The sequence below is a fragment of the Pseudomonas sp. FH4 genome (assembly GCF_000510915.2).
Lineage (GTDB): Bacteria > Pseudomonadota > Gammaproteobacteria > Pseudomonadales > Pseudomonadaceae > Aquipseudomonas > Aquipseudomonas brenneri.
This window is the reverse complement of sequence record NZ_AOHN01000016.1, coordinates 172,206-184,566: the sequence shown is the minus strand read 5'-3', so window position 1 is coordinate 184,566 and position 12,361 is coordinate 172,206. Positions and strand designations below refer to the sequence as shown.

Genomic DNA, 12,361 nt, shown 5'->3' with positions numbered 1-12,361 from the left:
AAAAAGCCGCTGAAGTCAGCGGCTTTAAAACAGATTCCCAGTGTAGAGCCCTGGAAATAAGTCGAGGGAAATGGCAGGGCGGGTCGGCTGTCTTTGCCGTCTCGCTCGTCGGTGCGACATATTGGCGCAGGCGAGCGGTACGGTACAGAGTGTAACAAGATAATGACTGTTGCCCAAACCGCAACAGTCCAGACGATGAAGATCAACCTGTGGGAATGGGTTTATGTGGGAGGTTTGAAAATTCAAATCGGCAGGGTGATACCAAAGGTGTTGCCACCGTGCTCGCTGCGCACAAACACATCCCCGCCATGCATCAACGCAATCGCCTTGACGATGGCCAGGCCCAAGCCATGATTGGCCCCGCTGTTACTGCGCGAGGCGTCAACGCGGTAGAAACGTTCGAACAAACGGGGCAAGTGCTCGCTGGCAATCAGCTCGCCAGGGTTGGTCACCCCGATCACCACCTGCTGCTCCCGGGCTTCAATCCGCACCTCGATCACCTGCCCCGGTGACGTGTGCTGCACCGCATTGCTCAACAAGTTGATCAGTGCTCGCCGTAAATGGGCCTTTTCGATTTTCACCAAGGCATCGCCAACCACCGAGACCTGCACCTGGGCGTCCTCCAGGATGAAGTCCAGGTAGTCGAGGGTGGTCGCCACCTCATCGGCCAGGGAACTTTCAATCAGCTTGGTCGCCTTGCTGCCCTGGTCGGCGCTGGCCAGGAACAGCATGTCGTTGATGATCGAACGCAGGCGCTCCAACTCTTCCAGGTTCGATTGCAGCACTTCGAAGTAGTGTTCGGCGGAGCGGCCACGGGTCAGCGCCACCTGGGTCTGGCCGATCAGGTTGGTCAACGGCGAGCGCAGTTCATGGGCCACATCGGCGTTGAACGATTCCAGGCGCGAGTAGGCGGTTTCCACACGTTCCAGGGTGGAGTTGAAGGAATTGACGAACTGCTTGAGTTCCGGCGGCAGCGGCGACAGTTGCAGGCGCCCGGAGAGTTTCGGCGGTGCCAGTTTTTGCGCTTCATCCGACAACTTGATCAGCGGCTTGAGGCCGATACGCGCGACCCAGAAGCCCAGCAGGGAAGCCAGTACCACGCCGACAAACGCCAGGCTGATCAGCGCCATCAGCAAATGATGCTGGGTGGTGCGGAAGTTGGCGGTGTCGATGGCGATCATAAAACGCAGGGGCGGGCGCTGGTCTTTGGCGGGGAACTGACTGACCAGTACTTTGAACGGGTAGGCTTGCCCCGGCAGGTGCAGGTCGCGTTTGCCCGTCGGCCCTGTGGCAAATTCGCGGATGCGCGCATCCGGGTTGCCGTATTCATAGGTTGGGTCGCTGCTGACCACCCAGAAACGAATGCGCTTGTCCTCTTCCCCCAACAACTTGAGCTTGTTGGCCATCTTGCCCCAGTGATCCTGTGTACCGAAGCGGGTGATCGACGACTCCAGCACGCTGTAGCGCGCATCCAGTTCGGCTCCCGGCAACAGGCCCAGGCCGCGGTCCACCTGCTGGTACAGCGCACCGCCAATCAGCAGGAAAATCACCAGCGCCACCAGGCTGAACATGCCGCTCAGGCGCAGGGCAATGGAGTTACTCGACACTGCGGTTCTCCAGCACGTAGCCCATGCCGCGAATAGTGTGCAGCAGCTTGTGTTCGAACGGCCCGTCGAGCTTGGCCCGCAGCCGCTTGATTGCCACCTCGACCACATTGGCGTCGCTGTCGAAGTTGATATCCCAGACCATTTCCGCAATCGCCGTCTTCGACAGGATTTCGCCCTGGCGCCGGGCCAGGACACTGAGCAACGAGAACTCCTTGGCCGTCAGGTCCAGGCGCAGGCCGGCGCGGCTGGCCTTGCGGCTGATCAGGTCGATCCACAGGTCGGCGATGGTCACCTGCACCGGTTCATGCCCACCGCTGCGCCGGGTCAGGGCTTGCAGGCGCGCTACCAGTTCGAGGAAGGAAAACGGCTTGCCCAGGTAATCGTCGGCGCCTTCGCGCAGGCCGCGAATGCGATCTTCCACGCGCTCGCGGGCGGTCAGCATGATCACCGGGGTTTGCTTGCGCGCCCGCAGGGCACGCAGTACGCCAAAACCGTCGAGGCCGGGCAGCATCACATCCAGCACGATCACCGCGTAGTCGCTTTCCAGGGCCAGGTGCAGGCCCTCGACGCCATCGTGGGCGACGTCCACCGTATAGCCTTGCTCCGTCAGCCCGCGATGCAGGTAGTCGGCAGTTTTTTCTTCGTCTTCAATAATCAGGACACGCATGACCCCGCCTCAATGTGTGGTCGCCAGCCCGAGCGCCGGTTTGGGTCTGTGGAAAAGTTTCTCAAGGTACAAGTATATGACCGGTGTGGTGAACAGCGTCAGCGCCTGGCTCACCAGCAACCCACCGACCACCGCGATGCCCAGTGGCTGGCGCAGCTCCGCGCCGGGGCCTGCGCCGAGCATCAGCGGTACGGCGCCCAGCAGGGCGGCGAGGGTGGTCATGATGATCGGCCTAAAACGCGTGACACAGGCTTCGTAAATCGCATCGCCAGGTGCCAGCCCACGTACGCGCTGGGCTTCCAGGGCAAAGTCGATCATCAGGATGCCGTTTTTCTTGACGATGCCGATCAACAGCACCAGGCCGATCAAGGCCATGATCGAAAAGTCCTGGCCCAACAGCCACAGCATGATCAATGCGCCGAGGCCGGCGGAGGGCAGGGTCGAGATGATCGTCAGCGGATGCACGAAGCTTTCGTATAACACGCCAAGGATGATGTAGACCGCCACCAGCGCCGCGAGGATCAGCCATGGCTGGCTGGCCAACGAGCTCTGGAATGCCTGGGCCGCGCCCTGGAAGTTGCCGATGATGGTGCTCGGCATGCCGATCTCGTTCTTCGCCTGGTCGAGCATGATCACCGCGTCGCCCAGGGCCACCCCCGGCGCCAGGTTGAACGACAGGTTGGCCGCCGGGAACATACCGTCATGGCTGATGGACAACGGTCCGACGGTTGGCGGATCAACCTTGGCCAGCGCCGAAAGCGGCACCATCTCGCCACTGAGCGGCGAGCGCAGATAGAAATAATTCAGGCTCTCGGCCTTGCCCCGTTGTTGGCTGTCCAGCTCCAGCACCACCTGGTACTGGTTGGTCTCGGTCTGGAACTCATTGACCTGACGCTGGCCGAACGCGTCGTACAGCGCCTGGTCGACATCGGTGGCCGTCAGCCCAAACCGCGCGGCCGCCTGGCGGTCGATGCTGATGTGGGTGATGCTGCCGCCCAGTTGCAGGTCGTTGGACAGATCGCGAAAGGCCGGGTTGGCGCGCAGTTTTTCGGTCAGGCGCTGGGTCCAGGTATTCAGGGTCGCGCCATCGTTGCTCTTGAGCACGTATTGGTACTGGCTGCGGCTGGGCCCGGAGCTGAGGTTGATGTCCTGGCCGGCGCGCAGGTACAGCACGATCCCCGGTACCTGGGCCAGTTTGGCGCGAATCCGGTCGATGAACTGGCTGGCGGACACGTCGCGATCGCCGCGATCCTTCAAGGCAATCCAGAAGCGGCCGTTGGCAATGGTCTGGTTGCTGCCGGTCACGCCCACCGAGTGTGAGAAGTTTTCCACCGCCGGGTCGGCCTTGATGATCTCGGCCAGGGCCTGGTGCTTGGCCACCATATCGGGGTAGGACACATCGGCGGCCGCCTCGCTGGTGCCGAGGATAAAGCCGGTGTCTTGTACCGGGAAAAACCCCTTGGGAATAAACACGTAGCCGGCCACGGCCAGGCCCAGGGTCACGGTGAAGATAGCGAGCATCGTGCGCGGATGGGCCAGTGCCCGTCGCAGGTTCCGGGCATAGCTGGCCAGCAGGCGCTCGCCAAAGCCCGGCTTGTCGTGGGGAGGGTGGGTGGGCGCGCGCATGAACTGCCCGGCCAGCATCGGCGCCAGGGTCAGGGACACCACCACCGAAATCAGGATGGTCGAGGTCGCGGTCAGGGCAAACTCCTTGAACAGACGCCCGACCACGCCACCCATGAACAGCAGTGGGATAAACGCGGCCACCAGCGAGAAGCTGATGGACACCACGGTAAAACCGATTTCGCCGGCCCCCTTGATCGCTGCCTCGCGCTTGTCCAGGCCCGCCTCAAGATGACGATGGATGTTCTCCACCACCACAATCGCATCGTCCACCACAAAGCCCACGGCGATGACGATGGCCACCAGCGTCAGGTTATTCAGGCTGAACCCCATCACGTACATCAAGGCGAAAGTGGCCACCAGCGATACCCCCAGCACGCTGGAGACAATCAGGGTTGCCGACCACTGGCGCAGGAACAGCGCCATCACCGCCACCACCAGCAACACGGCGATCAACAGGGTGATTTCCACTTCATGCAGCGAGGCGCGAATGGTCTTGGTGCGATCCGACAACGAGCTGACATCCACCGACGCCGGCAGCATCGCCTGCAGGCGCGGCAGCTCGGCCTGGATGCGGTCCACGGTGTCGACGATGTTGGCCCCCGGCTGGCGGAAAATCACCAGGTTGACCCCTGGCGTGTCGCCAGACCAGGCCTGCACGTAGGCGTTCTCCGAGCCATTGATCACCCGCGCCACATCGCGCAGTTGCACGGGCGCGCCGTCTTTGTAGGAAACAATCAGCTCGCCATATTCCTCGGGATGAAACAGTTGGTCGTTGGTCGACAGCGTCGACACGCTGTCGCGCCCATACAGCGCGCCCTTGGCCAGGTTCAGGCTCGATTGCTGGAGCACCAGGCGGATGTCGGCCAGGGTCAGGCCAATGGCGGCGAGCTTGTCCGGCGAGGCTTGCACGCGAATGGCCGGGCGCTGCTGGCCGGTGATGCTGATCTGGCCCACCCCGTCGATCTGGCTGATCTGCCGGGCCAGGAGGGTTTCCACATAGTCGCTCAGTTCGGTGCCAGGCATGTTGTTGGAACTGATGCTGAGGATCAGCACCGGGCTGTCCGCCGGGTTGACCTTGCGCCAGGTCGGCAGGTTGGGCATGTCGCTGGGCAACTTGCCGGCCGCGGTATTGATCGCCGCCTGCACTTCCTGGGCGGCGGTATCAATGCTCTTGTCGAGGGTAAATTGCAGGGTCAGCAGCGTGGAGCCCAGGGCGCTGCTGGAGGTCATCTGGGTCATGCCGGGGATGGCACTGAATTGCACTTCCAGGGGCGTGGCCACCGAGGACGCCATGGTGTCGGGGCTGGCGCCGGGCAGTTGGGCGGTGACCTGGATGGTCGGGAACTCCGCCTCTGGCAGCGGCGCGACCGGCAGGCGCGGGAAGGCAATCAAGCCCAGCAGCACCAGGGCAAAGGTCAGCAGCAGGGTGGCGACCGGATGGTCGACGCACCAGGCCGATACCGAACCATGGCCTTTCATGGCCGGGCCTGCGCTTGGGCCGTCTGGATCACTTGCGGCGGCTCCTTGAGCACCTCCACCTGGGCGCCGGCCTTGAGGCGTGACTGGCCGTCGCTGACCAGCACATCGCCGGACTGCACCCCGGTGACAATCGTCAGGTCACTGTTCTGGTAGGCCACGTGTACGGGGACCACGTCCACCTTGTCGCCATTGAGGCGGTACACGAAGTGCGAGTCCATGCCGCGCTGGACCACGGTCGGCGGCACCACCAGGGCCGCCTTGTCGAGGGCGGTCTGGATCTTCACCGTGACCAGTTGCCCTGGCCATAGTGTTTGCGTGGCATTGCTGAATTCGGCCTTGGCGCGGATGGTGCCGGTGGTAGCGCTGATCTGGTTATCGATCAGGCTCAGGCGGCCTTCGCCAAGCAGGACCGCCGCCGGGCTATCGGTGTCGGCGCCGAGGAACGCATCGACACTGGCTGGATGCTGCGCGGCGATCAGGCCTTGCAGGGTCGGCAACATCTGTTGTGGCAGGGAGAACTCCACCGCGATCGGGTCGATCTGTGTCACCGAGAACAGGCCTTGGGTATCGCTGGTGCGCAGGAAGTTGCCTTCATCCACATTGCGAATCCCCACCCGGCCGCTGACGGGGGAGCGAATCTGCGTGTAGGAAAGTTGTACCTGGGCCGCATCAATCGCCGCCTGGTTGCCCTGTGCCGTGGCCTTGAGCTGGTTGACCAGGGCTTGTTGCTGGTCATACGTCTGCTTCGACACACCGTCGTCGATGCTCAGCTCCTTGTAACGCTTGAGATTGACCTGCGCCACCTGCAACTGCGCCTGGCTTTCGCCCAACTGGGCCTTGGCCTGGTCGAGGCTGGCGCGGATCGCCCGGTCATCGATGCTCGCCAGCAGGTCGCCGGCCTTGACCAGTTGCCCTTCCTTGACCTGCAATTGGGTGAGAATGCCATCGACCTGGGGGCGAATCACCACACTGTGCAGCGACAGCACCGAGCCGATCCCGCTGACAAAACGCGGGATATCCTGTTGCGCGACACTGACCACCCGCACCGGAATCGCACTGGAGGCGGACAGCTTGGTCTTGGTTGGCCGGATCGAGAGCCAGGCCACAGTCGCCAGGGCCACGCAGACGAGCACAATCAAGGTGGTTTTTCGTTGAATGTGCATGGGCGAGCGGCGTCCGGACAGAGAGTTGGAAGGCTGGATGCTCTTTATAGCCTGCAAACCCGGTCAGCAAAGTGACCGTTAACTGACAGCGCTGTCAGCAAAGGTCGACCATTCGTACGAGCAGTGGTTAAAGAACTAGGGCGCGCAGGTATACTGCGCGCCAGTGTGGCCTGCAAGGCGGGCCCGCGTCATTTTTTGCACGTTCCGGAGCTTCCATGACTTCCCCGACACAATCGCCTGTTGAAAGCGCCGAATTGGCTGATCCCGCCAACCCAGACAGCCTCGACAGTGAAGCCAAGCCGGTAATTCCTGCTTTTAAGTTCCCTTTCAAACCGGGTGAACTGGCCGGGGCGAAAGACGGTAATCAGCCGTGGTACAAAAACGGCGCCAAGAACGGCCACACCAAGACCCCTGGTATGGCGCCGCCAGGCACACGCCGCTCGATGGGTAAACGCTAACGGCAGTTGTGCCTACAATCATTGCTGACTTTTCGCCTTGTCGGTCCATGACTCTTTCTTGAAAGCTTGCTCGATACCCCTTCGCCCCACCTGGCTGGCAGAAGCCCCGGTTGAAGGCGTTGGTCTTTCAAGAAAGGGATGTCTTCATGGCTTTGGCAAAGATCTTCGTGTTATCCGCTGGGCTGTTGTCAGGCGGTTTTTTTGTTGGGGCAGCAGCCGGTGCTGCGCCACGCAGCGAGATCCGCTTCGCGATCTCCCCGCTGTTTCCTCCCTATGAAAGCCGCAATGCACAAGGGCAGTTGGTCGGCCTGAACATCGACTTGGGCAATGCTTTGTGTGCCCAGCTCGACGCCCGCTGCATCTGGGTCGACCAGGTATTCACCCGCAGTATCGAGGCCCTCGAAAACCGGCGTTTCGATGCGATCATGGGTATGGCTTCAACGCCCCAGCGCCGCAACCTGATCGACTTTACCGACGATTTGTACCCCCTGACCACGCACTTGGTAGCACGTAGGTATTCCGGGCTGATGCCCACGGTGCGCGCCCTCAAGGGCAAGCGTGTGGGCGTGCTGACCGGGAGCAATCGTGAAGCCTTCGCCCAGGCACAATGGGCACCGGCCGGTGTGATCATCAAGAGCTTCTGGCTCAACGACCAGTTGATCCGCAGCCTGGTGGCCGGTGATATCGACGCGACGCTGCAGGGCACCGCAGAAATCCGCCAGGAACTGCTCGACACTGAGCAGGGGCAATCTTTCGACTTCGTCGGCCCGCCAGTCACCGGGCAGCAGATGGGCACCGCCGTGGCCATCGGCGTGCGCAAATCCGACCCCGAGTTACGCAGTGACCTTAACCGGGCGCTGGAGCAGCTCAGGCAGAGCGGCGAGCATCGGCGCATTCTCCAGAACTATCAGGAGCAAGAGCCCGACGCCGCCACCGTGCAAGACACCAATGGGCCGCAGTTCTACCCCACTGATGTGGAGCTGACCTTTTCCGAGGCTGTGCGGGTGGGCAGCACGCTGTATATCTCGACTATTTTGGGTGTGGATGCGAACCGCAATCTGGTCAGAGGAGGCACGGGCGCGCAGATGACACAGGTGATGAAGACCCTGCACGACCTGCTGGAGCGCCATCAGTCGTCGCTGGACCGAGTGGCCAAATGCACCTTGATGCTGGTCGAGCTGGATGACCTGGCCCTGGTCAACCAGGTGTACCTGGGTTACTTCGCCAGTAGCCGCTTGCCCGCCCGCAGCGTACTGGCCGTACGCAGGCTGCCGCGCGGCGCACGGGTGGCGATCGAGTGTGTGGCCCAGACCGAGGACCATCACGGGGCGGTGGTGATCACACCGGGCAACTAAATGCGTGGAACATGAGCTGGATCAGTATTTGCTCAAGCGGTGCGCTTAGAGTCGGTGCCCCTTGCCGACTCCCTCAATAACCCCCCGAGCGCGCTTTCCATGAAGATCAATCTCCCGGTCACGGGGCGAAGTGTGGACATTGCCCAAGACGCCAATATCCTCTCGACCACTGACCTCGGCAGTTCGATTACCTACGCCAACCAGGACTTCATCGACGTCAGTGGCTACAGCCGCGAGGAATTGTTGGGCGCGCCACATAATCTGCTGCGCCATCCGGACATGCCGTCGGCGGCCTTTGCCCATATGTGGCAGGCCCTCAAGAGCGGTCGCTCGTGGATGGGCATGGTGAAGAATCGCTGCAAGAACGGTGATCATTATTGGGTCAGTGCCTATGCCTCGCCGGTCACGCGCGACGGCGTGGCGGTGGAATATCAGTCGGTACGCACCAAGCCTGATGCGCGGCGAGTGATGGCGGCGGAGCGCGCTTATGCGCGCCTGCGTGCAGGGACTCGGCGCTGGCGGCCAATACTGGAGATGCCCTTGAAGTTGTCGCTGGTCACCGGCGCAACGTGCGTCCTGACCTGGGGCGTGGGGGCTGGGTTGGCGAGTTATTCATGGGCGTTGCAAGTGCTGGGCCTGGCGGCAGTGGGCGCGGCGGGGGTATTGGGCATCAATCTGTTATTGCGTCCCCTGAAGCAATTGAGTGAGCGGGCGCGGCAGATTGCCGACAACCCCGTCAGCCAGGCGATCTACACCGGGCGCGCGGATGAGCTGGGGCAAATCGAATTTGCCATGCAGATGCTTGAGGCCCAGGTAGGCGCGGTGGTCGGCCGGATTGGCGATGCGTCGCAGCGTTTATCCGGGCACGCCGCCGCATTGGTCGAACAACTGGATAGCAGTCACACCAGCACCCTTGGCCAGCAGAGCCAGACCGATCAGGTGGCAACCGCCATCCAGCAGATGGCGGCCAGTGTGGCGCAAGTCGCCCACCATGCCCAGCAGGCCTCGAAGGCCGCAGACCAGGCCGGTAGCGAGACCCGCGAAGGTCATCAGCGGGTGGACGAAAGCCGCGATGCGGTGCTGCGCCTGTCTCAGGAGCTGGCCAGGGCCACCACCGTGATCCATCAGTTGGAAAACCACAGCGGTGATATTTCCAGTGTGCTGGAAGTGATCCGGGCGATTGCCGAGCAGACCAACCTGCTGGCGCTCAACGCGGCCATCGAAGCCGCGCGGGCGGGCGAACAGGGCCGTGGCTTTGCGGTGGTGGCCGACGAAGTGCGCGGCCTGGCCCAACGTACCCAGCAATCGACCAATGAAATCCAGCGCATGATCAGCACCCTGCAGGGCGGCGCCCGGGATGCGGTGATGGCCATGGAACAAAGCAGCCAACATGTCGACGTCAGTGTCGAGCATGCCCAGCGTGCCGCATCGGCCCTGGACGGCATCAGTCAGCGGGTCAACCAGATCACCGCGATGAGTATGCAGATCGCGACGGCGGTGGAAGAGCAGAGCGCGGTGAGCGAGGACATCAATCGCAATATCGTCGGCATCCGCAATGCTGGCGAGGCCACTGTCAGTGCCGGCCAGCAAAGCCAGCTCAGTTCGGGCGACGTGGCGGCACTGGCGCAAGACCTGCGGCGGCTGGCAGAAGAGTTCTGGGGCAAGCGCCGCTAGCGTTTGCCCGTGTCAGGTCAGGCTGCGCGCAGGGAGATAAACGCATAGTTGGCCGGCACCTCGGTGGCTATCTGTGCCCCGGCGTCCAGCAACTGTTCGGCAATGTCCATTCCGGAGACATGAAATGCCCATTCATGGGCCTCGGCGGGTTGCTCCACCGCCAACTCAATGGCCTGGGCAAAGGCGCCCATGTCCGGCAGGTACGCGGTAAAGCCATCGCCCTTGAGCGCGGTGGTGCGAATCCCCAACAGGGCGCACACCGCTTCCTTGGTCTGCACATCGTCACGGTCAGCCTGGCGGGAACGGCGGATCAAATCTGCCAGTTCCAGGTCCATCAGTTCGCCGCCGACGATCAGCGCCGGGCCCTGTTCCCAGGCGTGCGGTGGGCAATCCTTGGCGGCCGGGTTCAGCGGGATATGCGGGTTGATCTCCATCGGGTAGATGCGACAGACCAGCGGGCGACGCTCATAGATCCCGCAGCGGTTGTCTGCGTCAAGATTCCGACAGGGCCCGGCGTTGTAGGCGGCAAAGGTGATTGCTACAAACGCTTGGGTTGTGCCGCTGGGCACCACCACCGAACGCCGTTCGGCATGCTCGCGTTGCTGCAGTGGCAGGCCCAGGCCGTTGCCCAGGAAGCCTTCCACCAGAACGATGACATTGCCACCGTCTGCCGCCCACATGCGGGCTTCGTCGAGGGTCAGGGGTACATGGTGATCGGTGCAGCATTTGCCGCAACCTACGCAGGAAAACTGAGTATTCATGGAGGATCTGCTACCAGGCCAGGTCAGAGGGCTCTCTAGAACGGTGACGGGTTTTTACCTCTATCCGCCGTTCAGAGACTCTGGAAGCAAGTTATGCGCCAGTGCCTGTCAGTCTTGCGGCACCACGTCGCGCAGGACAAAGACCATGCCCGCACTCTCATACAACTGACGTGCGCGCAGATTGCTCTCGCGTACCTTGAGGTCCACATAGGGTTCGCCACGCTGCTTGAACACCTGGAAGCTATGCAGCAACAAGGCGCGCCCCAGGCCCTGGCCCTGGGCGCAGGGGTGTATGCAGAGGTGCTTGATAAAGGCACTGGTCCAGCACTGTGCGACGCCGAGAATGCCATCACCGTTACTGGCCACCAGGCACAGCGTGGGGTCGAACTCTGCGTCGGTGACGAACTGCTGCTGCCAGGTGTCCAGGTTGGCGACGCGGCCACCGCCCTGTTCCTGGGTCATGCGCAATACCGCATGAATCGCCGGGGCCAGCTCTTCGCGGTAATGATCCAGGCGGGTGTCGGCCGGCCACTGTGGTGCGGGCAGGCTGCCAGTGAGGTCGCGGCGTAGCAGTTGGTAATACTCTGTCACCGTCTACAGGCCTTTCTGCGCCACCGTCTGGGCCGCGACAACCAGGCATTTGGTCAGTTCGGGCGACGAGAACTTGGTCAATACCGCGTCGGCACCGGCCAAGCGCGCTTTTTCGCTGTTCATCGCGCTGTCCAGGGAGGTGTGCAACAGCACGTAAAGGTCCTGGAAGTCCGGGGTTTCGCGCAGGGTGCGGGTGAGGGCATAACCGTCCATTTCCGACATCTCGATGTCAGACACCACCACATTGATCTGCCCGGCAGTGCCTTGCAGCTCCAGCAGCACGTCGATGGCTTCCTTGGCGCTGCGTGCGGTGTGGCAGGTCAGGCCGAGGTTGCGCAGGGTGTGTACCGATTGCTGCAGGGCGACCTGGCTGTCGTCCACCACCAGGATGCGTGCATGGCCGAGCACTTCGGCCTCTTCCATGGTCAGGTCGGTGGGGGCCACTTCGATCTGGGCGGGGGCGATGGCATGGATGACTTTTTCGATGTCCAGCACTTGCACCAGCACGCCGTCCACCTGGGTCACGCCGGTGATAAACGAGCGCGTGCCGCCGGAGCCGAAGGGTGGCGGGCGGATATCGGTGGTCAGGCAATGCACGATCCGGCTCACGGCCTGCACATGCAGGCCCTGCTTGGAACGGCTGACATCGGTGACGATCAGGCAGCCGCCGTCGGGGTCTTGCAGGGGCATTTCGCCCAGCGCGCGGCTGAGGTCGATCACCGACAAGGCCGCGCCACGCAGGGTGGCGATGCCTTTGACGTGGGGGTGGGACTCCGGCAGCTTGGTCAGCGGCGGGCAGGGAATGATTTCGCTGACTTTCAGCAGGTTGATGGCCATCAGCTTGCCGCTGCGCAAGGTAAAGAGCAGAAGCGAGAGTGAATCTGCGCGGGCTTTGGTGGTGGACATAAAAACCTTCTGTGGATCAGGGATAACAATCTTCTATGGCAGGTTATCGACTCAGGCACAAAAAACTGTAGGAG

General features: G+C 62.4%; 10 protein-coding genes. 3 read left to right on the top strand and 7 right to left on the bottom strand.

From position 1 onward, the window contains the following. Nucleotides 1-242: 242 nt before the first annotated feature. Genes H097_RS12040 through H097_RS12025 form a run of 4 tightly spaced genes read right to left on the bottom strand, consistent with a single transcriptional unit; the run spans nucleotide 243 to nucleotide 6,542 of the window. On the bottom strand, nucleotides 243-1,607 hold the full coding sequence (locus tag H097_RS12040; RefSeq protein ID WP_032860035.1) for a heavy metal sensor histidine kinase: 1,365 nt from the start codon (nucleotides 1,605-1,607) through the stop codon (nucleotides 243-245). Then, the gene (locus tag H097_RS12035) at nucleotides 1,597-2,274 is read right to left on the bottom strand and encodes a heavy metal response regulator transcription factor (RefSeq protein ID WP_032860034.1); all 678 of its coding nucleotides are present in this window, start codon (nucleotides 2,272-2,274) and stop codon (nucleotides 1,597-1,599) included. The genes H097_RS12040 and H097_RS12035 overlap by 11 nt, the downstream gene beginning before the upstream one ends. Before the next feature lie 9 nt (nucleotides 2,275-2,283). Continuing rightward, complete coding sequence (locus H097_RS12030) at nucleotides 2,284-5,379, bottom strand: multidrug efflux RND transporter permease subunit (protein ID WP_032860033.1); 3,096 nt, start codon at nucleotides 5,377-5,379, stop codon at nucleotides 2,284-2,286. Continuing rightward, nucleotides 5,376-6,542: an efflux RND transporter periplasmic adaptor subunit gene (locus H097_RS12025; protein ID WP_032860032.1), complete on the bottom strand. Its 1,167-nt coding sequence runs from the start codon at nucleotides 6,540-6,542 to the stop codon at nucleotides 5,376-5,378. The genes H097_RS12030 and H097_RS12025 overlap by 4 nt, the downstream gene beginning before the upstream one ends. A 215-nt stretch (nucleotides 6,543-6,757) precedes the next feature. Between H097_RS12025 and H097_RS12020 the strand changes: the two genes are divergently transcribed. From H097_RS12020 to H097_RS12010, 3 genes are all read left to right on the top strand, one after another. Then, nucleotides 6,758-7,000, top strand: a complete 243-nt coding sequence (locus H097_RS12020; protein WP_032860031.1) for a hypothetical protein — start codon at nucleotides 6,758-6,760, stop codon at nucleotides 6,998-7,000. Nucleotides 7,001-7,146: 146 nt separating this feature from the next. Next, nucleotides 7,147-8,355 (top strand): transporter substrate-binding domain-containing protein, encoded by a 1,209-nt coding sequence (locus tag H097_RS12015; RefSeq protein ID WP_050593343.1) that lies wholly within the window; start codon nucleotides 7,147-7,149, stop codon nucleotides 8,353-8,355. 99 nt (nucleotides 8,356-8,454) lie between these two features. After that, nucleotides 8,455-10,029 (top strand): PAS domain-containing methyl-accepting chemotaxis protein, encoded by a 1,575-nt coding sequence (locus H097_RS12010; protein WP_032860030.1) that lies wholly within the window; start codon nucleotides 8,455-8,457, stop codon nucleotides 10,027-10,029. A 17-nt stretch (nucleotides 10,030-10,046) separates the two neighbouring features. Here H097_RS12010 and H097_RS12005 read toward each other — a convergent pair whose 3' ends face one another. From H097_RS12005 to H097_RS11995, 3 genes are all read right to left on the bottom strand, one after another. Beyond that, nucleotides 10,047-10,790 (bottom strand): YkgJ family cysteine cluster protein, encoded by a 744-nt coding sequence (locus H097_RS12005; RefSeq protein ID WP_032860029.1) that lies wholly within the window; start codon nucleotides 10,788-10,790, stop codon nucleotides 10,047-10,049. Nucleotides 10,791-10,898: 108 nt separating this feature from the next. Further along, the gene (locus tag H097_RS12000; protein WP_032860028.1) at nucleotides 10,899-11,381 is read right to left on the bottom strand and encodes a GNAT family N-acetyltransferase; all 483 of its coding nucleotides are present in this window, start codon (nucleotides 11,379-11,381) and stop codon (nucleotides 10,899-10,901) included. 3 nt (nucleotides 11,382-11,384) lie between these two features. Next, nucleotides 11,385-12,287, bottom strand: a complete 903-nt coding sequence (locus H097_RS11995) for a chemotaxis protein (RefSeq protein WP_032860027.1) — start codon at nucleotides 12,285-12,287, stop codon at nucleotides 11,385-11,387. Nucleotides 12,288-12,361: the final 74 nt, after the last annotated feature.